The following is a 22,018-nucleotide window of genomic DNA, read 5'->3' as shown; positions in this document are numbered from 1 at the left end:
AGCCGGGACAAGCCAAGGTGACGCGTCGCGCGCTCCGATCCTTTCCCCCCGGCGCGCTACACGCTTTGCCCATTCGGCAGGGAACACCTCGACCCGACAGGGTGAATCACTCCACGCTTGCCGAAGGATCTGTGTTGAAGCGTCGACCCGCGGCATTTCCCCGGAGTCGGTCGACCGGGCGGGAGCCCCGACAAAAGTGGGTGCGCCTCGCAGGATCCCCCGCGCGGACAGCCCGCAGGATCGGCACGGGAGCGACGGCGAAGCTTTCTAAGATCTGCTTTAAGTTCTTCCTCAATATCTCTCGTACAAACCCGATATAAACCCGCATTCATGATATAAGAGTTTGGTCAATGACCCGCTTCCGTGCTCCTCACCCGCAATCTATCCTCGTGCCTGATCCCCCACGAAGAGATCAGCGTTAAATTTTCAGGGTGTCTGCGTAAAAAATTCTCCCGATGCCGAACATATGAAAAGCTTGTGCTCGGAATTTAAGCGCGTTCGGAATGGATCCAGACTGCATGCCAGCTAAGATGCGAGTCGCAAACGCGGGGTGAACCCGCGTGATCTTAAGACAGGCAGGCTCAGGGTCTTTGAGGGCGCCATGATGGGGGCTACGGCACTTCACAAAAACGCATCCGTTCTCGATCTCTTGTTTAGAGAACACAACCAATGGTTGACGCGGTGGTTAAATCGGCAGCGCTGGACCGTCGCGGCCTCGGACGACCTGACGGCGGATGTCTTCATCGCCTTGTTGCAGTTGCCCGATCTGGAGCGGGTCCGGCAGCCGCGCGCGATGATGACCACCATCGCGCGGCGGCTGATCTGCGACGCGCGGCGCCGCAGCGATCTCCGGCTGGCCTACGAGGCCGAGCTGGCGGCGATGCCGGAAGCGGTCGAGATATCCGCGGAGGACCGGCTGATCCTCGCGCAAGCACTCCAAGCCATCGACACCATGCTGGCGCGCCTCTCACAGAAGGCCCGTGCGGCATTCCTCATGAGTCAGATCGACGGCCTGCCCTATGCGGAGATCGCCGCGGAGCTGAAGGTCTCGGTAAGCATGGTGCGCAAGTACGTTGCGCAGGGGCTGCGCGCCGCCTACGAGGCGCAGATGCGCCAAGAGTAACCGGGGTATCTGTGGTGACCGGGTTGGCTGTGATCAAGGTGAGCGTGAGCACGTCGAGCGGATCGTACGGAGATCGGGGATGACGAGATCCGCCAACCACGACGATGAGCCGGGCGAGGCCGCGATCGGCTGGATGGTCGAGCTGTGTTCCGGAGTGACCTCCGAACGTCAGAAGCGGGCCTTCGAATCGTGGCTCGCGGCCGACTCGCGCCATGTGGAAGCGTGGGCGCAATTGCAGAGGGGCCTCGCACCCTGTGGGCTCGCGGCCGAGCAGAAGCTGCCGGCGGGCCGGCTGAGGCAGCAGCTCGTCGAGCGGCGATCCGATCGGCGCGCCGTGCTCGCCGGCCTGATGGCCGCGCTGGGTCTCGGGACAGCCGGCGCGGTGGTAACGGACCGGTTCGTGCCGCTCGGCAGCCTCCTCGCCGATCACGTGACGCGGACCGCCGAGCAGACCCGTGTCCACCTCGACGACGGCAGCGTGGTCGTGATGGCACCACGCACCGCCCTCGACATCGCTTACGCGCCTGGCCGGCGGGGTATCCGCCTGATCGAGGGCGAGGTTCTCCTGCTGGTCGCGTCCCGGGCCGCGCCGTTCCGGTTCGACGCGGGGGCGCTCCGCCTCACGGCCACATCCGGCCGCTTCCTGATCGAGAAGCGACCGGACAGTCTCGCGGCGACGGGGCTCGAGGGGACGGGGCAGATCGCCTTCGCAACGCAGGCCTCGGGCCCTATCGGACGGGGCGAGCGCATCGGCCTTCGGGCGGGCCAGCCCGATCGGCAGCCGGTGGAGGTCGAGGACGCCGCGGCCTGGCTCGATGGACTCTTGGTGGCGAAGAACCGCCCGGTCGCGGCGATCGTCGACGGTCTGCGTCCCTATTTCCCGGGCGTCATTCGCCTCGATCCGGCCGTGGCGGAGATCCGCGCCACCGGCGTGTTCCCGCTGCGGCGCCCGGACGACGCCCTCGACATCCTGGGTGCTTCCCTCAACCTGTCGGTCACCCGGGTGGCGCATTATTGGGTGGCGATCGGGCCGGGCGCGCCCGGAGACGCCCGACCCGGCTGAAGCCGGTGTTTTGTCGGGCCTGCTTGCGCCGAACCGGCTTCCAATCCGGGAGCAAGCACGCGAATCACTGGGCCGGGTCGAGATGCCCGTCGATGAAGGCGCAGACCCGGGTCTTCGACATGACGCCGGAAACGCGCCCGACCTCCACGCCACCACGGAACAGGACCAGGAGCGGGATGCCGCGGACCGCCAGCCGCTCGGCGATCGCCGGATCGGCCTCGATGTCCGCCGCCCGCACTGCGATCTCGCCCGCGTACTCGGCCGCGACCTCCTCGATGATTGGGTTCATCGCCCGGCAGGGGCCGCACCAGGGCGCCCAGAGCTTGAGGAGCACCGGTGCTGCGGCATCGAGAATCTCGGCTTGGAAGGTGGCATCGGTCACGGAGGCTACAGTCATGCGGCTTTCTCGCGCGCGTCGTTCGACTCGCCGAGGACGAGCCGGTGGGTGTGGAAGTCATCGAGCACGTCGGAATGTGCGACGCTGATCAGGGTCAGGCCCGGCAGCGCGTCGAGCAGCAGCGCGTACATGGCCCGCGCGTTCGACGGATCGAGGGCGCTGGTCGCCTCGTCCAGCAGGATCAGCGCCGGACGCAGCAGCAGGGGGCGCAGAAAGGCGAGGCGCTGCTGCTCCCCCGGCGAGAGGTGCTGGTCCCACTCGGCGGCGCGGTCGAGATCCGCCGCCCGATCCGCGAGCCCAATGCGCCCGAGGAGGTCGCGCAGCACCGCGTCCGGCACCGGATCGGGCGACGGGTAGGTGATCGCCTCCCGTAGGGATCCGATCGGCAGGTAGGGCACCTGCGGCATGAACAGGGTCGCCGCCCGCGGCGGCATGGTCAGCCGGCCTGTCGTCTCCGGCCAGATCCCGGCGAGCGTCCGCAGCAGGGTGCTCTTGCCGATGCCCGAGGGGCCGCGGATCAGCCAGCGCTGCCCGGGGGCCACCTGCCAGGCCGGCAGGCTGAGGAGCGGCGCGCCGCCGGGTCGGCCGATCGTCAGCGCCTCGACCTCCAGCGCGGCGGCCTCGGCCCGGGGTGGGCCGGGATCCGGCCGGGACGGGACGGCGTCCAGCACGGCATCGAAGGCGCGCAGGCGGCGGATCGTGCCGCGCAGGACCTGGATCGTCGCGGCGGCCTCGGCGAAATACGCGATCGCCCCGTGGAACTGCTCCATCGACCGCTGGGTCTGGAACAGGTCGCCGAGGGACAGTTCGCCGGCGACGTAGCGCGGCAGGATCAGCAGCAACGGGAACAGGCTGTTGACCTGGCCGATCGTGGCGTTCGTGACCTGGATCTTCACGGTCTGGCCGATCTGGGCGAAGAAGTTCGTGCGGATCGCCGCGAATCGCGCGGTCAGGGCCGCCTGCTCGGCCGCCTCGCCACGCAGCAGCGCCACCTGCTCCGCGGAGCGGCGGACCTGGATCAGCTTGAAGCGGAAATCGGCGGCGCGATGCTGCCCCTCCGCGACGAGGCGCGGCAGCCTACGCCCGGCACCCAGCACCGCGGCCGTGTGCAGGATCGTCCAGGCCACCGTCGCCCAGAGCAGCAGGCCGGGGATGTGCAGGCTCACGGGTCCCAGGGTGATCGCGCCGGCGCCCGACGCCGACCACAAGATGATCCCGAAGGTGATCCCCATCGAGGCGACCTGGATCAGCGCGAAGACGAGCAGGACCATGGTCTTCGTAAAGGCCTGGACATCCTCGGCGATGCGCTGGTCCGGGTTGTCGAGGAGATCGCGGCGCTGGGTCTCGTAATAGGCGCCGCTCTGCAACCAGCGCGCCACGTAGCGGCCGGTCAGCCACTGGCGCCACTCGAACGCGATGGTTTCGGGCACCGAGAAGGCGATCACCGTCTGAACAATGGCGGCGCCCAACACGATGGCGAGCAGGCCCAGCACCCCGGGCAGCCGGTCCAGCGCCCGTTCGGCCAGCATGTCGTAGAGCGCCTTGGTGTAACGGGTGCTCAGGACACTCGTGTAGACCATGAGACTCTGGGCGGCGAGGTTCACCCCCACGAGCGCCCAGGCCCGGAGAGCGCTGCGGGTGATCCAGAACGCGAACGTCAAACGGCCGAAATGGCGGAGCTTCGCCAAAAGCAGGATCTGGGTCGGGATCGCGGGTCCGGGCGCCCCCGCGCCCAGCTCCGGTTTTCCGGCGTCGTTCGACTGCACGGGGCTCGTTATCGGCGGTCGCGTCATGCCGCCGCCGCGCCCGGCGGCCGGGCCGCAGCGAGGTAATCGAGGCAGCGCCGTGCGAGATCGCGGACCGCCTGGAAATAGGCCGCGTTGGCGGCGGCGAGTTGCATGGCGAACCGCCGGGCGAGTTCCGGCTCGCGCGCGTGGAAGAGCGGCGGGAAGGCGAACGCCTCGGGTTGCCCCCCCGCCGCCAGGCTCTCGCTCCGGCAGGCCTGGAAGCAGCGTTCGACGGCGGCGTCGTCCGCCGCCGTCCAGCCGGTCGCCGCCGACGCGGCGTGGGCCTCGATCTCGAGCCAAGCCATCGCGACCTCCTGGAGGATCGAGGAGGAGGCAGCCGGGTCCCAGGCCACCGCTTCGACCAGCCGGCCGAAGCGCTGTCCGGCCGGCTCCCGGGCGGCATCGGTCGCCGTCACGGCCGCCGCCCGGGCCGCGCGCCACGCGGTGGCTCCCGGCCGGTGGCCCGCCAACGCGGCGCGATGCAAGGCCTCGATGCGGTCACGAGCGGCGATGATCTCCGGCTCGTCTCCAGCGTGCGCGGACGCCTCGTCCAGCAACGCGCACAGGATGAGACCGGGCACGTTCGTCAGGTCGGCCCCTGGCGTCACGCCCATGAGCATGGCCCGCGCGAGATCGGCGGCCTCGCCCGCATTGGAGCCACGCTCCTCGTCTCCGCAACGCGGACAAAGGAAGTCGAGGAGCGGCATCAGGGAGGAGGGAAAGCCCGTCGCCCGCGCGAAATCCGCCGGATCGTTCGAACCGGCGATGCAGCCGGCGGGTGTCCCGCCCACCCCGGTCCAGCTCGGACCGGATGGCGTGACTGTTCCGGCGTCGCGGTGTTCGTCAAGGCGCGCCAGCAATGCGGACTTTCGCGCGGCGTCGCCGCCGAAGGCGAGACAAGGAGGGATCGACATGACGGAGGATCCTGGGATCGGAAATCAAACGCTCGACGGCCCACGGGGACATGCTGGCTGTAAGTCCCCGCGGATCCGGGGTCGTGCCCTCGGCGCGCGGGGCGCCGGCGATTGGTCAGAACTTGATCCGGGCCTGAGCCATGATCAGGCGCCCTTGACCAACCGGAATGAATTGTGGGACCTGCGTCGGCTCATAATAGTAATGATCGAATACGTTCTTGACGTTGAGCGAGACGCTGATGTTGTCTTTCGCATAACCGACCATCGCGTCGACGGTCACGTATCCAGGGATCCGCGAATTGCCCTGTTTCGGGCCGAAGCTGCTGTAGGTCCCGGGGACCGCCTCGGTCCCGCCGCCAAACTGGAATCCTTGAAGCGGACCTTCGTTGAAGGTGTAGACCGCAAACAGCGTTCCCTTGTAGGGCGGAATTCCCGGAAAGACTTCTCCGGGTTTAGCGCCCTGGGCACGGATCAGTGTGCGTCCAACGCCGGCGATCAGGCTGATGTTGTCGGTCAGTTGTCCCTGGACGTCCAATTCGAGTCCGTTCGATGAGCTGCCCGGTCCGAGAACGTTCCCGCCCTTTGATCGATCATAGATAAGCACGTTGCTGTACTGATTTTCAAAACGAGACGCTGTCACGGTCAACCGGTCGTTGAGCAAGTTGAATTTTAGGCCGTACTCGCTAAGATTGACGAATTGCGGCGGGGCCGACTGACCGTTGGCGAGAACACCTTGATTCGGGGTGAAGCCCGTACCCATCGTTCCGTAGACGCTCATCCACTTGGTGATATCAAAAACAGCACCGCCATTGTAAATCAGCGCGGGCTGGTCTGCTTTATCCACCGTGCTGCTCAACGTATGGGAGGTCTTGGATTGGTAGAAATCCTGTCTGACCGATCCGAGAACATGAAGGCGATCGAATAAATCGATCTTGTTCTGAAAAGCGAGGCCGATATCGTCGAAATTGACATATGACTTGTTATGATAGCCGAAGCGGGATGGCAAAGGTAGCACGGCTGGCGGCATCCGAGCGTCGAAGCGCAGCTTTGGAAATGTAAGAAGATTCAAAACTGACAAAGAGTCTGTTGTATAATCAATACCAAATCTCATTGTGTTCTTATAATCATCCAGGGTGTGAACCACGATAAGATCTGATTGGGTGACCAGTTTCCGTTCGGTCTGAGACATATAGCTTCCGATCGGCGACACGATCGTGGGACCGGTCATGCTGGGTGCGAAAATATAGCCGACAGACGTGTAGTTATTCGAGAAATACGCGGAGCGGTTGCGAACGGTGAAATCGAATGTCCCGAACCGGTCTGTAACGACCGATCCGAGCTTGTGCTCGAAATCGAGGTAGGGATTGAGGCTTCGGAATGATGCACCGGCGTCGGGTGTGCCAATCGGCCTTTCGCGTGAGACCCGGATCGGGCGCCAGTTGAGCGCATAATTGCCGACCGTGATCGGCGAGAGCCCGACGATCTGATCGGCGTAACGAACGCCGGCCGTCACGGTCGTATCACCGTCATCCCACCGGACTTTCGGCGAGATCAGCCCATCATGAGGAGACCTGTCGCCGCCCGGCGCCGTATCGGCGGTGTTGCCCGAGACGTTGATGCGATAGGTCAGGTTCTCGGTCCCTTCGACAGGGCCGCCCAGGTCGAAGGCGAGCGTTCGGTAGAAGCGGCTGCCGAGATAGAGCGCCGCCTTGCGGATCGGTTCGGCGCTGGGCATCTTGGGGATGATGTTGATGCCGCCACCTGGGAGGCTTACGCCCGTGAGGTCGGTGGTCGGTCCCTTGATAACATCGACGCGCTCGACATCCTCAATCGGCACGTAGATTCCGCGCGGCCCGATGCGACCGCCGATCATCACGTTCTGTACGTCGAAACCGCGGACGCTGTAGCTTGCGACGCCCTGCCCCTGACCTGCGCCGTTACTGACCGTGACGTTGCTGACGTTGCGGGCCGCATCTAGGATCGAAGTCAGCCCCTGTGCCTGGATCACGTCCTTGGTGACGCCGACCACCGAGCGCGGGTTCTCCTTAAGCGGGATGTTAAGGCGATCGGACGTGCTGGTGGTGCCGGCGGCGAAGCCGCGGTCCCCCGTCCCGCTCACGAGGTCGGCTACGTCGATGACGGCGAGCGTGTCGCCGCCCGGCGCCGGAGCGGCTGGGGCGGCGGCCTGCGTCCGCCGGATGATCAGGCCGCCATGCGAACTGGCGACCGCCGTCAGCCCAGTGCCGGCCAGGGCACGGGCAACCGCCTCGCCGACGCTCATCGGTCCGACGATCGGCCCGGTCGTGCGGCCGCGGGTCAAGTCGGCAGGGAAGGAGATCGCCTGCCCGCTGGCCCGCCCGATCTGCGCCAGCGCGCTACCGAGATCGCCCGCCGGGATGTTGAAGTCGATCTGGCTCTGGGCATAGGCCGGCGTTGCGAGCGGCAGCAGCAGCGCCGACGCAGCAGTGGACAAGAGGATGGCGAGCATCGTCCCGCGCCCGCACGATCGATAGCGCCACCCCTTGCCGTGCCCATTCGACAACGCCACCGTCTCTGTCATTGTAGCCCCGCCCGGGACGCGGCTCTCTCCGCGCTCACCTTCCCTGTCGGTCGAGCAGCCGAAAGCGTCAGTTCAGGCGCGAGTTTCTAACCGCAGCGCCGGTACGACTCCGCTGCGCCCTGGGATTGCCCCGGTTTGGTGGCTCTTGCTCACTTTGCGTGGATCAGACGGCGTGGACCATGCGACGCTGTGAGAGATCGAAACCTGCCCACCCGTAGCTACGGCCTGTACGGATTCGATAGGCCCCGGGTTTAGACCCAAATTTCAATTGTCGATCGCTTCGAAGCCAAGGACGAGACTCAGTCGATTTTCACGACGAACATTCCGGCGAATCAGATCTGTACAGGACGCAGTACCCGTATCTTGTGCGCTTGATCAGCTTTAGTTGGTCGATCTAGTATTATCGCTAATAATTTGATTGGCGCCCTCGAACGGCCGAGGCACCTTCGCTCGCGTTTGGCCGCACGCCTGTCATGACCTCCTTGGTCAAGGAGGCGTTCAAATTCGGAGATCCAGCTTCGCGACGCCGAAGCAAGGCTCTCAGCCGTCGTCGATCAATCCAAACAGGGCAAACCGTCGATCATCACGCGCCATCGCCGGCCTGAGGCCGTGCTCCTTAGCTTCGAGGAGTGGCAAAGGCTGTCCCAGGCTCCCGTTCATTGGCAGACTCCTCTTAGCTGCACCTATCACGGACGACGACCTCCCCTCCCCGTCAGGTGGACTCACACGCGCCGGGCTGTGACGCCGTGTATCCCATCGGTACCAACGCCCTTATGGTCGGCGCGGTGACCAAGGCCGTTCTCGCCGTCACGCTGCTCGACTGGATGGAGTGCAACAACGCCAGTCTTTACCTCTGGGTGGTGACCCTCGCCGGAATCGGGAGCGACATCGCGAAACTCGGCGGGTACACAACCTTGCTGCTGCGCGTGGAACACGGATCGGCCGTACCAGCGAGACGCGCCGTCATCGCAGGACGTTCAGCATCGACCACAGCCGGCCTTTGGGCTCTTCGTCGCCGATGCCGACGCTGTAGGTCATGCCGGCAGCCAGCATCACGCCCGGCGGTACCGTGTCGATGTGGAGGCGCACGGGGATGCGCTGCGCCAGCCGCACCCAGGTGAAGACCGGATTGACGCTCGGCAGGCCAAGATGATCCGGGCTGTCGTTCGGATCGGCGATCCCGCGCCCGATGCTCTCGACATGGCCGATGATCCGCGGCGCGAAGCCCATCAGCTGCACCGCGGCCCGGCCACCGATTGCGATGCGGGCGAGCTTGGTCTCCTCCAAATAACCCGTGATCCAGAAGCTGCCAGCGTCGAGGATGGGAACACGGGTCACGCCCGCGGCGGCATAGTCCCCGGCCGTAGGCGGAGATGGGTGACATAGCCGTCGACCGGCGCCCGGACCGTCGTGCGCTCAAGGTTGAGCTGCGCCACATGGGCGGCCGCGACCGCGCCGTCATACGCGGCGCGCGCGATCGCCGCCGAGCCGTTGACCTGCTCGATCACCTCGGGGGCGACGATCCCGTGGCCGAGTTGATTGCGGCGGCGCACCGCCGCGGTCTTCAACGCCGTGTCCTCGCGTTTCGCCAGGACGGTTGCTTCGGCGCCGTCGTGGGCCAACCGGAAGCGAGCCGGGTCGATGACGTAGAGGATGTCGCCGCGCCGGACGTATTGGTTGTCGACCACACGGACTTCCGCCACCGTACCAGAGATTTCAGGCGCAACCTGCACCACCTCGGCGCTGACCCGCCCATCGCGCGTCCAAGGCGCGAGCATGTAGGCCCACCATAGGGCGACGATCAGCACGCCGGTACCGGCGACGATCGCGAGGGTGAGCAAGGGGCGGAGCAGGCGCTTCACGATCGGCATGAAAAACTCAGACGCACAGGACCAGCAGTGCCACCGTCGCGAGCAGCACCGAGAATTCGAGCAGGGCCGGATGCTAGGCGAAGCGCAGCACGCCGGTGCGGGCGATGGCCGCGCGCAACCCCAGGCAGATCGGGATCGCCGCGACGAGGTAGGCGAGGATGGGCGGCAGATAGACGCCGCCGAGTGCGACCTCGTTCAGCGCGACCTGTACCTCAGGCGACCGGCGAGCCAGTCGGCCTGCGCGCCGACCAGGGACGCCATGTCGGCGAGGCCGGCGACGATCCGCTGGGCCACCGCCCGCTCGGGCGGCTCGTCGACCGGCTGCGCGGCAATATCCGCCGCGGCCCTCGTGAGCGTGTGGGCAGCCTGCGGCGACGGCCGGGCTGCGCCGGCGAGCGCCGCCAGCGTCGCCTCCCGCAACGCCTGCGAGGCGTTGGGTCGTCCGGCCGCATCCCGCACCCGCAATGCGGCGCGGCCGAGTTGCAGGCCCGCGATGCCGTCCGCCAGCATCGGCGTCGCCGCCCCCGGATCGGCCTTGAGACCGAGCGCGATGCGGACCAGGCTGTGGTGCTGGAGGTGCTCCCAGACGGATCGTTCGGCCCGGAACCCTGAGCGAACGGCCGCCAGCACGTCGCGGCGGAGCGCGGCCTCGATCCGGCGCGCTTGACGGTGCGGGTCGGGCGGCAGGATCACGCGGAAAACCAGCAGCGTGACGAGGACCGCCGCGATCCAACCGAACGCTTGGTTCAGGAAAGCGGGCACGCTGAACACCATCGGGTTGACGACGCCAACGAGCGTTTTGAACGCGACCAGATAGGTGAGCCCGGCCGGGGCATGGCGTGGGATGGTGGTCGCGTAGAGCCCTGCCATCCAGAACGTCGCGAGGATCGCGACGAGCGGCGGGAAGCCCTGCACGCCCGGGAGTAGGCCGAAGGCGCAGACGAAAGCCAGCGGCACGGCCACGATCGTACCCTTGATGAACGCGACCGCCCCCGCCGCGGGATTTCTCGTCAGGGCGAGCAGGACCGTGTACGGCGCCAGGATGAGCAGCAGCAGTGACCAGTCGCTCCAGCCGGCTGCGATCCCGAACGCGCCGGCGAGCGGGATTGCCAGCAGGGAGCGTAACCGGTTCTCGACGGCGCCGCGCCAGTCGCGATGATAGCGGAAGGCGCGCGGAGACTGGACGATCCCGCCGTGAAGCGCCGCCAACGCGGACACAGCCGTGCTGTAATTCGCGATGACGTCGAGGAGGCGGTCGAGCGCGATCAGCCGGGCGGATGCGTCGCCGACCGTCCCCTCGGCGAGGCCGACATGATCGCGCAGCCTGACGCGCAGGGCGTCGGTCTGTCGCCTCGCTTCGGCGAGGCGGCGGCGCTCGATCAGCGCGACGACTTGCGGCAGCGCTGTGCCGACGAGACCGTATGCCTCTGCGAGGCTCCCTGGTTGCGCGTCGCGCAGGCGCGCGACGCAGAGCAACGTGCCGAACAGGGCGGCGATGCAGGTGCGGACGGCGTCGGCACGAATCGCGACATCCGGCGACGCGGCGTGGCTCAGTTCCAGCAGGTCGTCGATGGCGAACAGGCCGCCGATCTGCTCCGGCCGAAGCGGCGCCTCGGCGGCGGTCCCGGTGGCGAGCCGATCCAGAACGGCGGCGGACACCTAGGGCGCGCGGCCCAGGAATTCGAGGCAGCCCCGGCCCGGTAGCGGTTGTGGTCGCCGGTGCGATAGAGCCGTTCGCCCGTGCGCGGATGCGGGAAGAAGGCGCGTGCCGTCCCGGCCTCGTCGCCGAGGTAACCGGGCGCGAGCCCGTCGCCCGCGATGTAGCGGTCGCCCTCAACATCGTCCGGGCGGGGCCGCAGCGCCGCATCGAATACGTGGTAGCGCTGGTTGGCGAGCAGGTAGCCATAAGGCACGGAGGTCCAGCCCGGAGGCTGCGCCTCCGTGTCGAACCAGTTCGACCAGATTGCCGCCTCGGTCGCCCCGCCGAGGGCGGTGGCATTGGCCCGGGTGCGCGCGTCCTGCTACTCGGCGGGCGCGAGGTCGTCCGGCACCGGCGCCTCCCAGGACGTTGCATCCGCGCCGAGAGGGTCGAGGAGCGCACCGTAGGCTTCGAACATCGCCTCCGGGAGTCCGTCCGGGAACAGCTCCGTGATGACGATCCAGTTGTATTCCAGGCTGTTGTTGCGGATCATCGCCTGATGGTCGAGCCAAACCTGCGGCGTCTCGGTGTAGAGATGGCAGGGCTCGCCGAGCATCACCGCGCCACCGTTGCGGTGGACCAGGGCGTCGATGTCGGGCCCGAGCAGGCTCGTGAACACCACCGGCATCGCCGCGTCCGCGCCCTGGCCCAGGCGCTGGGCGCGCTGGCGCAGCACCTCGACCCCGGTGAATCAACAATGCCGGGCAGATCGGGAGGTCGTGATGTGGTCGGGTCTGCCGCAGCTCCTCGTCTTCCCGCTGCTGCCACCCCTGATGCGGCGGCTCGATCCGCGGCTGCTGATCGCGATCGGAACCGGGTTCTTCATCGCGCGCTGCTGGATCGATGACGGGCTCAGCCACGATGTCGGCCGCGACCAGCTGATCCTGCCCCAGGTGCTCCGGGCGCTCGGGCAGCCGCTCTTCGTCGTGCCGCTCTCCCAGCTCGCCACCGCCGGGCTCTCCCCGCGGGATACGGTGGATGCCTCGGCCCTGATGAACATGACGCGCAATCTCGGCGGTTCGGTCGGCATCGCCGTACTCTCGGCGATGGTCGCGCGGCGCGAGCACTGGCATGTCTCGGTGATCGCCGAGACGGTGACGCACAACGCCTTGCGCACGCAGAAGCACCTCGCCGGCTTCGCCGCCCGGATCGCCGACCCCGCTTTGGCCCAGGACCGCACCGTCGCCGCCCTCGCCGCACAGATGCGCCGCGACGCCCTGGTGATGGCCTATGCCGACGGGTTCTGGTTCGTCGGCGTCGGCCTCGCCCTCAGCCTCGCGCTGATCCTGTTCCTGAGGTGGGCCCCGGCCGCGACTACTGCGTGATCGCGGCGGCCGTCCTGCGCACGCCGTGGAGCCCCTGCCAACCGACATAGCCGGTGTAGAGCCCCACCAGCACGATCAGGCCAGCCGAGGCGTAGGGCGCCCGCGCCGCAAGCGTCGAGAGACCCGGCCAGCACCCGGCCGCGTGCCGCAGGCCGAGCGCGGCCACAATTCCGGCGGCGACCAGGGTCAAGGCGAGGCCGATCCCGAAGCATAGCACCAGGGCAAAGCCGAGGCTGAGCTGCTTCAACTGCATGCACAGCAGCAGCACGGTGATCGCCGCCGGACAGGGAATCAGCCCGCCCGTGAGGCCGAACAACACGATCTGCCCGGTGGTCACGGTGCGGCCGGCGAAGCGGCGCTGGATGTCGGCCGCGTGGGCGCGGGCATGGGCGTCGTCCGCCTCGCCGAGGTCCAGCGCGCCGGGGTGATCGTGGTCGTGCTCCGCGAAGGCGAGATCGTGCGTCTCCGCGCCGAGGGCGAGGCGGGCCGTGAAGGCGTGCGGCTCGGGGATGGTGTCGCGGCTCTCGAGGTATCCGTCGTGCTCCACGAGGGCGAAATCCTGGCGCGCGCCGTCGGGCCGGATCGTGCTGAGACGCAGCGCCTGCGCGTCAAGCAGCGGCCCGTCCGCGGCCTGGATGCGCCAGCGCGGCGGCACGCCGTCCTCGACGATCGCCAGGGTCAGCGTCCCCGCCCGGGTGGCGATCCGCCGGAGCTCGGACGCGTGGTGGTGATGCGCGTGGTCATGGTGATGGTGGTCCCGCCGGATCTGCCACGCCGTCCAGCCGCCGATCGCCAGGATGAGCGCTCCCGCGATGAGCTGAAGGCGCGCTTCCGCCGCCTCGCCCATCCAGGCCTGCCCGAAGTGCTGGCCGATCAGGGCGACCGCCCAGACTATCGCCGTGTGCGAGAGCGCGGCGCACAGGCCAAGGAGCACCGCCTGCCGCACCGTGCCCCGGATGGCGATGATGAAGGCGGCCATCAGCGTCTTGGAATGGCCGGGTTCGAGGCCGTGCAGCGCGCCGAGCAGGATCGCGGTCGGCACGAACAGCCAAGTGTGCCCGGTGCCCTGCTGAAGGAGTTCGGGAAGGCTGGGCACGGGTGGCTCCTCTCACTTGAGATAGGTGCGGATGAGCGCGATCAGCTCCGTCGCGCCCTGGGCGCGCTCGGCCTCGGACGGGGGATCCACGACGTGATGGCGGATGTGATCCTCCATCAGTTCGGCGGTCAGGCCGTTGATGGCGCCGCGCATGGAGGCCACGAGCATCAGCACTTCGGCGCATCCGCGCTCGGCCTCCAAGGCCCGCTCCACGGCCTCCACCTGCCCTTTAAGGCGACGGACCCGGCCGAGCAGCTTCGTTTTGTCCTTGATCGTGTGCGACATGGAACGGTGAACCCTATAAGATAGGGGGGTACCCTATGCAAGCAGAAACGGATGAGCCCAGGCTAGCCCGAGGCCGGCCTCGTACAATGCGGCGGCGCTGTGCGGCTGCGGATGAAGGAAACCGCGCCTGCGGCCGAGGCCCCGCCGGCAGGCTCAGCGCAGCCGGGCGAAGCGGGAGGGACTGAGCCCCTTGTTCTCGCGGAAAATCTCTCTGAAATGGCTGAGGTTCCCGAACCCGACCGACACGGCCGCATCGGCCACGCTGACGCCCTGCCGGATGAGTCGGGCCGCCGCGTCGAGGCGGAGCGCCGTCAGATAGGCGTGGACCGGCTGACCGACGAGGTCGCGGAACCCGTATTTGAGCTGCTTCTCGTTGATGTTGACCTTGCGTGCCAGGCGCTCGATGGTCCAGCCGTTCCGGAAGTCGCGGTCGAGGATCGCCCGGGCCCGGAGCAGCCGCTCCCGCTCCTGCGGCCGGGGCGCGCGCCGCCCCCGCGGCACACCGTCGAGGGCGTCGAGGGCCACGCCCAGGGCTTCGACCGCCCTTCCGTGCAGGAAGAGGCGGCGGCCCGGCGCGCCGGAGGCCGGTATCCCGGCGATGTCGTTGGCGATCTGAAGCAGCGAAGCGGGCGCGGGAAAGCCCGAGCGGAAGACCCCACCGCCCGCGGCGCGGCTTTCCGCGAGGCCCGACAGGCGCGCATCGCCCGTCCGGATCAGGAACCCCTCCTCAAAACGTAGATCCACCACCCTGACGCGCTGGCCGCCGCGGATCAGGTCCTCGCCCGAGGCGGGGCCGCGGCAGGCGTAGAGCAGTGCGGTGCCCGCCTCCGCGTCGACTAGCGGCAGGCCGTCGACGCGCAGCCGGCTACTGCTCTCCAGCACGACGCTCAGGGAGAAGGTCGCCGCGCCGGTCAGATCGACCGTGATGTCGCGATCGAGGAACGCGTCCACGATCACGACCGCGATGTCGGCGGCAACCGACTCGATCCGCGCCATCTCCAACCAGCCCAGCCGGGCCGGGCCAGTCCCTCCGCGATCGCATCCTGCCAGGACGGGGGCGGAACGGGGGCCGCGAGGGCGCTGTGTGGATTCGACAACACGCCCTACCGATCCTCCGCAAGCTTTGATTTTGTGCGGATGGCGTCAATGCCAGACCCAAAAGTGGCAGACAAGATATTTTGAAACCTTGATGACGCACGACGTAGTTTTTCCGGCGTAGTAGTAGTTTAGAAATGCTGTCAATAAGAATAATTGAGTCCGGGTCCGCTGCCGTTCTTGCGCTGCTTACCGGAACACCTGCCCTTTCTCGGCCGGAGGGGGAGACGCTCCAGCTCGAAGAGCTTGTGGTCACGTCGAACAAGCGCGAGCAGCGCCTCGATCGGGTCGACAGCGCCGTCTCCGTGGCGACCGAGGCGCGGCTGGCCGACAATGACGTCCGCGACGTCGGCGACCTGCATAAGGTGCTGCCCAACACGGTCATCGCGAACCGGGGCAACAGGGCCTACGCCAACTTCACGCTTCGCGGCATCGCCGCGCCGAATTTCTACAATCCGGCCGTCCAGGTCTCTGTCGATGGCGTGCCGCAGGCCTCGGCCAACCTCGCGCAGGATCTGTTCGACGTGAGCCGGGTCGAACTGCTCCGCGGGCCGCAGGGGACGCTCTACGGGATGAACGCCTTTGCGTACGTGCTCAACATCTTCACCGAGAAGCCGCGCGTCGACCGGGTCGACGTCTTCGCCACGGCCTCCGAGCGCCTGTTCGAGATCGGCACCGCGACGACGCGGGTGCTCGTCCCCGACACCCTGTTCCTCGATCTCGGTCTCAAGGAGCGCTATGGCATCGGCCAGATCCGATCAACGATCGCGAGATCCAACGCGCGCTCGGCGCGCTGGCCCGCGGACGGACGGTGCTGGTCATCGCCCATCGCCTCGCCTTTATCGTGGATGCCGACCGGATCGTGGTGCTGGACCAGGGCCGGATCGTCGAAAGCGGCGACAACGCCGCGCTGCTCGCCCGGGGCGGCCGCTACGCCCGCTTCTGGGCCCTCCAGAACCCCGATGCGCCGGGCGTCGGCGACGTTGCGAGAGCGCCGATGCCGTCAGCTCCTGAGACATCCCAGGCCGCGGGCGCTGCCGGTTCCAGAGCCGTGCCGTGGGGGCGCGACCTGACCACGCGGATCGCGCCGCGGCAGCGGATCCGTTACCAGGTCGGGCTCACCGTGATGGCGGCGGATACCGGGCTGGCCGGTCTGCCGCTCTTGACCGCAGCCTGGGTGATCCACGGGCCGGCCGGCGGCACCTGGACGGATGGGCAATCCCGGATCGCCGGGGCGCTGGTGGCGGGCACCTTCCTCGCCCGTCTCGTGGTGATGCCCATTGGCTTCGTCCGCGGGTTCGAATCCGGCTACCACGCGGTCGCCGGCCTGCGGCTCGCCGTGTTCGCGCATCTGCGCCGCCTCGGCCTCGGCGCCCTGTCGCGGATCGGCGCGGGCGGCCCGTCCGATCTCGTCACGAACCGCTTCCGCTGGATCGAAGAGGAGGCGGGCTACGGGTTCGGCCGGCAGATCCGCCAGGGCGCCCTCGCCCTGGTGCTGATCGCGGCGCTGACGATCCGGCACCATACACCTAGGTCATGGTCTCATCATTCCGGTCGATCGAACACCCGCCCATCGCGGAGGATCCCTCGGACCCCCGATGATGCGGATCCTGGGTGAAACGTCCGATGCCCTGCGTGGGTGGCCTCTGCTGCTTGCACACGGCCCGGCGGACCCTCCCAGCCTCGTTTTTCCTCTCGAAGATGAGAAACGACGGGTTTCCAAAGGACTTGCAGTCCTCTGGCGGTGTTCAGGGGCAGAGCTCCTGCGGTTTGCAGGGCGCAGCCCCGCGCCCGCAGAAGATCCCTGACATTTTGAATCTTATATTGAATATTTGCGCTTTAAACCACTTACGGCGCACAAGCGTGTGGGCCTACACCGGCAGCTTCCACGCGTTGCAGCCTCGAAACCGCTCTTGACACTCGATTGACACCGTGGCGCGATAAGCCAACTGGCGGGTGGCGCACACCTGACGAAGAAGCCGCTGGCAAGGCTGACGGGGCATCCCCGTCATCAACTCCCGCAATTGGCCGCCGATGCAAACAAGATCTCACGCCTTGTCGTGCTCAAGTGAAAGATCGAGCAGCCGTTGGGCCAGGAGCACCGCCGTCGCCGCGTCCACCGCGGATGCGTCCGCTCCGACCTGATGGACCAAGTCCGGGTTCTGCAGGAACATCGGTCCTCCGACCATCACACCGATGGATCGGTTGCACGACGCCTCGCGCACGGAGCGGATCGCCGTCGCGATGTGATCGACGCGGGTCTCGCTGCTGAGTGTCAGTCCCACGACGCCGAACCATTCGGACGCCACCAAATCGGTGATCTCCTCTGGACTGGATGAGAGGCCAAGGGACACAACCCAGCCGGCCCGCGTCAGAAACTGCTCGACGATCTGCACGCCCAGCGTGTGCTGCTCACCAGGCGCACCCATCAGGAGCAGACGGCGCTTCCCATCGAGCACAGCCATCCCGTCGTCGGCCCGGAAGCGCGCCACGAGATGCTGAAGCCGGGCGACCCCGGTGGTGACTTCGACGAAGTCGCACAGGTCCTCGTCCCACATGCGGCCCAACAGGGCGGCAGAGGGCGCCAGCAGATCGAGAAACAGGCGATCGACAGGGTGGCCCGCCGCGACCAGGGCCGAGAAAGCCTCGGTCACAGCCCCGTGGTCCGGCAAGAGCGTGAGGTCGGTGAAGGCCGCGACCTGCCCCGCAGTCGGCTTGAACGCCTGCTTGACGAGTTCGGTCCCCGCTTTGCGGTGGAGGAGAACCAGTTGAGGGATGACTTCTGTCTGGACGACCTGCTCCAGGGCAAGGCAGCGCTCGCGCGCCGCCTCGGCGGTCCGCTTGCGTGCGTATTGCCGACGCGCTTCTGCCGCAGCCTCGCTATCGTAACCGAGGCCGTCGCTCCACAGATGTTCGGACGCACCGAAATCCTGCATCGTCCCCCCCTGGGCGCTCTCGCGTCGACGGCCTTGCTGGTCGCTCGGTCACTGCTCGGCATGAAAAACTCAAATTACGACGATGTAAAGGACGAGCCGAATATCCTACTATCGGACTGTAATCAGCCGGCGATGTCTGCGCCTGCGGCGCTGATGGCGTATCCAACGGATCTTCTTATCCGAGCTTGATTATTTTCGTCCGAGCGCGTGAAAGGGCCCTGAATCGGGTTGCAGCAGGATCCGCTTGAGCGCCGCGGCGTTGTTCTGGTCCTCGGTGCTATCCAGCGCGTCCTGGAGTACCACCCGGAGATCGTCGGCCTCGACCCGCTCCAGGCCCCAAGTCGGATAGAGGCGCTCCCGCTCTTCCTCGCTCTGGTCCAGCGCGACCAGATCGTAATGCCTCGGGTCGCGATGCAGGCTGGCGATCAGCATCTTCATCTGGGCCGCCGGCCCTTCGATCCACAAAAAAGAGGTGCCGCTGCCGAAAACAAAGACCTCGGTGATGCCACGCGCGACATTGTGGCGCTGGGCCACCTCGACGATGCGGCCGACTTCGGCGTCATCGATACCCTCGGCGGCACGGCTGCAATCAACACAAAGATAGAGGGCGGGCATGTTGGTTCGGCCCGGCTCGGCCCTGCGTGGGATGCCGTATTCTCGAACATGGGGGCGTCCCGCGTAGAGGCCAGACAGGCCGGTCCACTCGGTGCGTCGGCGGTAGGATAGCGCAGCGGACCCAATTGAAAATTGGACTTCATTTAGCGGGCAGGCCCGCGGAGATTTTCGTTCAGCCCGTTGTGGCGCTCACCCTCGACTCGAGCCAGTCGGCTCATCGCGATCGCTCCTGTGCCTGGAGCAGCGGCAAACGGGATAGACGGCCCGCGGGGCCTACGCGTTTTTCTGAGGTGCATTGTCAGATAGATTGTGCAAAATCGATTTAGCCGGCGTGCCCGGTATGCCCGAGCCAGTGTCTCTCAACGCCCTCGATCCGCTGGCATAGGCATCTGCAACTTAAGGCGGTGATCATCTGTATGGTCCCGTCCGCACCGGACCACTCATCGCGTGTCAGGCTCACCCACCAGTATCGATGAGCCTGATCCGGGGCCGCGGATGTACCGTGTATTCAGCCTCAGCGTCGATGGCCGAGTGGGAGAAAGCCGTACGATCCAGGCTCAAAGCGATGACGACGCGAAAGAAATCGCTGCGGCGCTGCCCAACGGCCATGGGATCGATCTTTGGGAGCGCGCCCGGTACTTAGCCAGCTACCCCCCTCGTAGCGCGGCATATCCTGAGCAAGAGCCGTCGTGATCCAAGACAGATCGGTATTTCGAAAATCAGCTTCGGATCATGAGCGTGCGCCGAGCGATGTTCGCGCGACCGCTTTTCCGCTTGGAAGCGGATAATGGTGAAACCACCCCGTCTGAGACACTGATGCGTGCAAACTGTAGCGGCCGATGCGGGTCAGAAGCCGCCCGCCTGATTCGGAGTTGATGGGACGGTAAGACGGACATTCGATGCCGCACCGGCCCTGTCGTAAAAATCGACTTTGACGCGGCGTCAACGCGAGCAAAGCTTTTGGATCGAGCGGGGTGCCTACCTTGAGGGACGCTGGCGACCGCGTGGCCCAACGGATGTTGGTGTGTTGTCCCGGTTCTCTTCGAAAAGCTTGCGCCACCGGTTCAATCGATCAGGTTCGATCTTGCCTTCGGCGATCGCGGCCGTCACGGCGCAGCCCGGTTCATGGGCGTGGGTGCAGTCACGGTATCGGCACGAGGGCGCGAGCTCGACGATCTCAGCGAATAGGGTTTCGATTCCTTCTGCGGCGCCGCTGAGATGCAACGTTCGCATTCCCGGCGTGTCGATGACCCAGCCGCCACCGGCCATGGCATGCAAGGAACGCGATGTGGTCGTGTGGCGTCCCTTCGCATCGTGCTCGCGAATGCCTCCGGTCAGCTGAGCAGGCGCCTGACCTGGGCCCACCAGCGTATTCACCAGAGTGGATTTGCCGACACCGGAGGATCCGACCAGCGCGACGGTTCGCCCCATTCCGCACCACGCAGCGAGCATGTTTGCAGCCGCGGGCAGACGTGGATTGAGGGTCACAACGTCGAGCCCGCGTTGCAACTGGGACGCCTGACGCTGGTAGACGCCCAAATCGTCGGCTGTGTCCGCCTTGGTAAGCAGGAGCACCGGGGTTGTGCCGCCTTGATTGGCCAGAGCCAGATAGCGCTCTAGGCGCGCGGGATTGAAGTCGGCGTTGCAGGAGGTGACGATGAACAGCGTGTCGACATTGGCCGCCGCGGCTTGAAGAATCCGGCTGCCTTCCGTGCGTCGCTCCATCACCGTCCTGCGGCCGAGACGGCGATGCAATGTCTCGGTCTTGGGGTCGACGAGAATCCAATCGCCGACCGTGACGTCGCCCGCGTTGGCACGAACGGTCAGAGTCAACTCAACCGAGCCGGCCTCCGATAGGGCAGTCAGGCGGGACCGGTGAATCGCGGCAACCCGCATCGGGGCGAAATCGGCCTCGTGGGGTTCACGCTGGTCCTCGAAGAAATCGGACCACCCCAGGCTTGCAAGCGATACGGGTTGGAAGGCGGTGGGATGCTCGATCACCGATCGGCCCATGCCATGACATCAAGCGCTTGGCCAGCCCTCTGCTTCGGGCTCCCATCGGATCCAGATGGAACGCGAGGACCGTTCCGCGACAAGGCCTCGCTTGAACATGCCAAGCGAATCGGATGGTCGTACCGATGCGCAGGTCGATCCGAGTCGCACCGAGACGAGCCGACGAAAGCGACCGGTTTGATACCGCCCTGACAGGACTGAGGCGGCGGCAGGGCGCGGCACACCACCCTCTCAAACGCGGGTCTCGACCCTCAGACATGAAATTAGCACTTCTACGATGCGAGTGCTAATGGTGCGCCGATCGAGCGGCCACACACGCTTCAGCGCCGCTACTCTTCCCGCGACAGAGCCCGCCATGTCGGTTGGGCCTCGCTTGGGAACGATCAGGATCTCACGATGAAATTCCGTCCGCTGCACGACCGCGTGGTGCTCCGCCGCATCGAAGGCGAGGAGAAGACCAAGGGTGGCATCATCATCCCCGATACGGTCAAGGAGAAGCCGCAGGAAGGTGAGGTTGTTGCCGTCGGCCCAGGTGCACGAGACGAGGCTGGCAAGATCAACGCGCTCGACGTGAAAGCGGGTGACCGCGTCCTGTTCGGCAAATGGTCCGGCACCGAGGTCAAGATCGACGGGCAGGACCTCCTGATCATGAAGGAATCCGACATCCTGGGCGTCGTCGCCTGAGTTCGGATCAGGCCGCACGGCCTCGATGCGCGATCTGCCCCTTGAGGCGCCCGCCGTGGCGTGCCTCGGGGCCACACGACAGATGATGAAGGCTCCACCATGTCCGCCAAAGACGTTCGCTTTTCAGCCGATGCCCGCGAGAAGATGCTGCGCGGTGTCGAGCTGCTCGCCAGTGCGGTGAAGGTGACGCTCGGCCCGAAGGGCCGCAACGTCGTGATCGAGAAGAGCTTCGGCGCCCCGCGCATCACCAAGGACGGTGTGACGGTCGCCAAGGAGATCGAGCTCGTCGACAAGTTCGAGAATATGGGCGCCCAGATGGTGCGCGAAGTGGCCTCGCGGTCGAGCGACACCGCCGGTGACGGCACCACGACGGCAACCGTGCTGGCCGCGTCCATCGTTCGGGAGGGCGTGAAGTACGTCGCCGCCGGCATGAACCCGATGGACCTGAAGCGCGGCATCGATCTGGCGGTGTCCGCCGTCGTGAAGGATATCGGCGAGCGCTCCCGCAAGGTCGCCTCGTCCGATGAGATCGCCCAGGTCGGCACGATCTCCGCC

Annotated in this window: 20 protein-coding genes and 3 pseudogenes; 8 read left to right on the top strand and 15 right to left on the bottom strand. The window is 66.6% G+C overall.

The genetic code is table 11. The features are described from left to right. Positions 1-601: 601 nt before the first annotated feature. Positions 602-1,123 (top strand): sigma-70 family RNA polymerase sigma factor, encoded by a 522-nt coding sequence (locus tag OXS49_RS25675; RefSeq protein WP_267427488.1) that lies wholly within the window; start codon positions 602-604, stop codon positions 1,121-1,123. A 79-nt stretch (positions 1,124-1,202) separates the two neighbouring features. Then, on the top strand, positions 1,203-2,186 hold the full coding sequence (locus OXS49_RS25670; protein WP_267427487.1) for a DUF4880 domain-containing protein: 984 nt from the start codon (positions 1,203-1,205) through the stop codon (positions 2,184-2,186). Between the two features lie 64 nt (positions 2,187-2,250). Here the strand turns inward: OXS49_RS25670 and OXS49_RS25665 are convergent, their stop codons facing one another. The 4 genes from OXS49_RS25665 to OXS49_RS25650 all read right to left on the bottom strand — a co-directional run bounded on the left by OXS49_RS25665 (position 2,251) and on the right by OXS49_RS25650 (position 7,772). Then, on the bottom strand, positions 2,251-2,583 hold the full coding sequence (locus tag OXS49_RS25665) for a thioredoxin domain-containing protein (RefSeq protein ID WP_267427486.1): 333 nt from the start codon (positions 2,581-2,583) through the stop codon (positions 2,251-2,253). Beyond that, positions 2,580-4,349: an SbmA/BacA-like family transporter gene (locus OXS49_RS25660; protein WP_244004445.1), complete on the bottom strand. Its 1,770-nt coding sequence runs from the start codon at positions 4,347-4,349 to the stop codon at positions 2,580-2,582. Before OXS49_RS25660 ends, OXS49_RS25665 begins: the two co-directional genes overlap by 4 nt. A gap of 23 nt (positions 4,350-4,372) precedes the next feature. Continuing rightward, positions 4,373-5,284, bottom strand: a complete 912-nt coding sequence (locus OXS49_RS25655) for a hypothetical protein (protein WP_267427485.1) — start codon at positions 5,282-5,284, stop codon at positions 4,373-4,375. A gap of 115 nt (positions 5,285-5,399) precedes the next feature. After that, the gene (locus tag OXS49_RS25650) at positions 5,400-7,772 is read right to left on the bottom strand and encodes a TonB-dependent receptor (protein ID WP_267427483.1); all 2,373 of its coding nucleotides are present in this window, start codon (positions 7,770-7,772) and stop codon (positions 5,400-5,402) included. 582 nt (positions 7,773-8,354) lie between these two features. On the opposite strand from OXS49_RS25650, the pseudogene OXS49_RS25645 reads away from it, so the two are divergent. Continuing rightward, positions 8,355-8,586: pseudogene (locus tag OXS49_RS25645) on the top strand (type II toxin-antitoxin system Phd/YefM family antitoxin). 221 nt (positions 8,587-8,807) lie between these two features. On the opposite strand, the gene OXS49_RS25640 reads toward OXS49_RS25645, so the two are convergent. The 5 genes and pseudogenes from OXS49_RS25640 to OXS49_RS25620 all read right to left on the bottom strand — a co-directional run bounded on the left by OXS49_RS25640 (position 8,808) and on the right by OXS49_RS25620 (position 12,090). Further along, entirely contained in the window at positions 8,808-9,182 is a 375-nt protein-coding gene (locus tag OXS49_RS25640) for a hypothetical protein (protein ID WP_267427480.1), read from the bottom strand. After that, entirely contained in the window at positions 9,179-9,715 is a 537-nt protein-coding gene (locus tag OXS49_RS25635) for a biotin/lipoyl-binding protein (RefSeq protein WP_267427479.1), read from the bottom strand. The genes OXS49_RS25640 and OXS49_RS25635 overlap by 4 nt, the downstream gene beginning before the upstream one ends. A gap of 195 nt (positions 9,716-9,910) precedes the next feature. Then, positions 9,911-11,374: an FUSC family protein gene (locus OXS49_RS25630; protein WP_267427478.1), complete on the bottom strand. Its 1,464-nt coding sequence runs from the start codon at positions 11,372-11,374 to the stop codon at positions 9,911-9,913. Further along, positions 11,266-11,697 (bottom strand): annotated as a pseudogene (locus tag OXS49_RS25625) (AMP-binding protein); the annotation flags it as partial. The pseudogene OXS49_RS25625 and the gene OXS49_RS25630, both read right to left, overlap by 109 nt. Positions 11,698-11,736: 39 nt before the next feature. Further along, positions 11,737-12,090 (bottom strand): hypothetical protein, encoded by a 354-nt coding sequence (locus tag OXS49_RS25620; RefSeq protein WP_267427477.1) that lies wholly within the window; start codon positions 12,088-12,090, stop codon positions 11,737-11,739. Positions 12,091-12,136: 46 nt separating this feature from the next. Here OXS49_RS25620 and OXS49_RS25615 point away from each other — a divergent pair, with 46 nt between their 5' ends. Then, a complete protein-coding gene (locus OXS49_RS25615) occupies positions 12,137-12,739 on the top strand; it encodes a hypothetical protein (protein ID WP_267427476.1) in 603 nt (200 codons plus the stop codon). On the opposite strand, the gene OXS49_RS25610 is transcribed toward OXS49_RS25615, so the two are convergent. The 3 genes from OXS49_RS25610 to OXS49_RS25600 all read right to left on the bottom strand — a co-directional run bounded on the left by OXS49_RS25610 (position 12,729) and on the right by OXS49_RS25600 (position 15,116). Further along, positions 12,729-13,835 (bottom strand): nickel/cobalt efflux transporter, encoded by a 1,107-nt coding sequence (locus tag OXS49_RS25610; protein WP_267427475.1) that lies wholly within the window; start codon positions 13,833-13,835, stop codon positions 12,729-12,731. The two genes, OXS49_RS25615 and OXS49_RS25610, sit on opposite strands and share 11 nt — an antisense overlap. Before the next feature lie 12 nt (positions 13,836-13,847). Further along, a complete protein-coding gene (locus tag OXS49_RS25605) occupies positions 13,848-14,120 on the bottom strand; it encodes a metal/formaldehyde-sensitive transcriptional repressor (protein WP_267427474.1) in 273 nt (90 codons plus the stop codon). 153 nt (positions 14,121-14,273) lie between these two features. After that, entirely contained in the window at positions 14,274-15,116 is an 843-nt protein-coding gene (locus OXS49_RS25600) for an AraC family transcriptional regulator (protein ID WP_267427473.1), read from the bottom strand. Between the two features lie 236 nt (positions 15,117-15,352). Here OXS49_RS25600 and OXS49_RS25595 point away from each other — a divergent pair. Together OXS49_RS25595 and OXS49_RS25585 are read left to right on the top strand one after the other, a co-directional pair. Further along, positions 15,353-15,790: pseudogene (locus OXS49_RS25595) on the top strand (Plug domain-containing protein); the annotation flags it as partial. A 476-nt stretch (positions 15,791-16,266) separates the two neighbouring features. Continuing rightward, positions 16,267-16,833: a hypothetical protein gene (locus tag OXS49_RS25585; RefSeq protein WP_267427472.1), complete on the top strand. Its 567-nt coding sequence runs from the start codon at positions 16,267-16,269 to the stop codon at positions 16,831-16,833. Positions 16,834-17,263: 430 nt separating this feature from the next. On the opposite strand, the gene OXS49_RS25580 is transcribed toward OXS49_RS25585, so the two are convergent. The 3 genes from OXS49_RS25580 to rsgA form a co-directional block, all read right to left on the bottom strand. Further along, positions 17,264-18,151 carry a cobalamin B12-binding domain-containing protein gene (locus tag OXS49_RS25580; protein WP_244004459.1) on the bottom strand — a complete coding sequence of 296 codons (888 nt, stop codon included), beginning with the start codon at positions 18,149-18,151 and terminating at the stop codon, positions 17,264-17,266. A gap of 189 nt (positions 18,152-18,340) precedes the next feature. Beyond that, entirely contained in the window at positions 18,341-18,766 is a 426-nt protein-coding gene (locus OXS49_RS25575; RefSeq protein ID WP_267427471.1) for a BLUF domain-containing protein, read from the bottom strand. Between the two features lie 978 nt (positions 18,767-19,744). After that, positions 19,745-20,779 carry a ribosome small subunit-dependent GTPase A gene (gene rsgA / locus OXS49_RS25570; protein ID WP_244004463.1) on the bottom strand — a complete coding sequence of 345 codons (1,035 nt, stop codon included), beginning with the start codon at positions 20,777-20,779 and terminating at the stop codon, positions 19,745-19,747. Positions 20,780-21,175: 396 nt separating this feature from the next. Here rsgA and groES point away from each other — a divergent pair, with 396 nt between their 5' ends. Both groES and OXS49_RS25560 read left to right on the top strand, forming a co-directional pair. After that, a complete protein-coding gene (gene groES / locus OXS49_RS25565) occupies positions 21,176-21,463 on the top strand; it encodes a co-chaperone GroES (RefSeq protein ID WP_243920647.1) in 288 nt (95 codons plus the stop codon). Positions 21,464-21,562: 99 nt separating this feature from the next. Continuing rightward, on the top strand, positions 21,563-22,018 hold a 456-nt coding region (locus OXS49_RS25560), incomplete at its 3' end, for a TCP-1/cpn60 chaperonin family protein (protein WP_276082066.1).

The organism is Methylobacterium sp. GC_Met_2 (assembly GCF_026540795.1).
GTDB lineage: Bacteria > Pseudomonadota > Alphaproteobacteria > Rhizobiales > Beijerinckiaceae > Methylobacterium.
Note: the sequence above shows the minus strand (reverse complement) of the source record. Positions and strands in the feature narration are given on the sequence as shown.

Coding starts and splice junctions, on each gene's coding strand:
- OXS49_RS25600 (WP_267427473.1), bottom strand. CDS start 15,116: ATGGCGCGGATCGAGTCGGTTGCCGCCGACATCGCGGTCGTGATCGTG.
- OXS49_RS25605 (WP_267427474.1), bottom strand. CDS start 14,120: ATGTCGCACACGATCAAGGACAAAACGAAGCTGCTCGGCCGGGTCCGT.
- rsgA (WP_244004463.1), bottom strand. CDS start 20,779: ATGGGCCGATCGGTGATCGAGCATCCCACCGCCTTCCAACCCGTATCG.
- OXS49_RS25670 (WP_267427487.1), top strand. CDS start 1,203: ATGACGAGATCCGCCAACCACGACGATGAGCCGGGCGAGGCCGCGATC.
- OXS49_RS25580 (WP_244004459.1), bottom strand. CDS start 18,151: ATGCAGGATTTCGGTGCGTCCGAACATCTGTGGAGCGACGGCCTCGGT.
- OXS49_RS25665 (WP_267427486.1), bottom strand. CDS start 2,583: ATGACTGTAGCCTCCGTGACCGATGCCACCTTCCAAGCCGAGATTCTC.
- OXS49_RS25655 (WP_267427485.1), bottom strand. CDS start 5,284: ATGTCGATCCCTCCTTGTCTCGCCTTCGGCGGCGACGCCGCGCGAAAG.
- OXS49_RS25575 (WP_267427471.1), bottom strand. CDS start 18,766: ATGCCCGCCCTCTATCTTTGTGTTGATTGCAGCCGTGCCGCCGAGGGT.
- OXS49_RS25650 (WP_267427483.1), bottom strand. CDS start 7,772: ATGCTCGCCATCCTCTTGTCCACTGCTGCGTCGGCGCTGCTGCTGCCG.
- OXS49_RS25675 (WP_267427488.1), top strand. CDS start 602: ATGATGGGGGCTACGGCACTTCACAAAAACGCATCCGTTCTCGATCTC.
- OXS49_RS25635 (WP_267427479.1), bottom strand. CDS start 9,715: ATGCCGATCGTGAAGCGCCTGCTCCGCCCCTTGCTCACCCTCGCGATC.
- OXS49_RS25615 (WP_267427476.1), top strand. CDS start 12,137: ATGTGGTCGGGTCTGCCGCAGCTCCTCGTCTTCCCGCTGCTGCCACCC.
- groES (WP_243920647.1), top strand. CDS start 21,176: ATGAAATTCCGTCCGCTGCACGACCGCGTGGTGCTCCGCCGCATCGAA.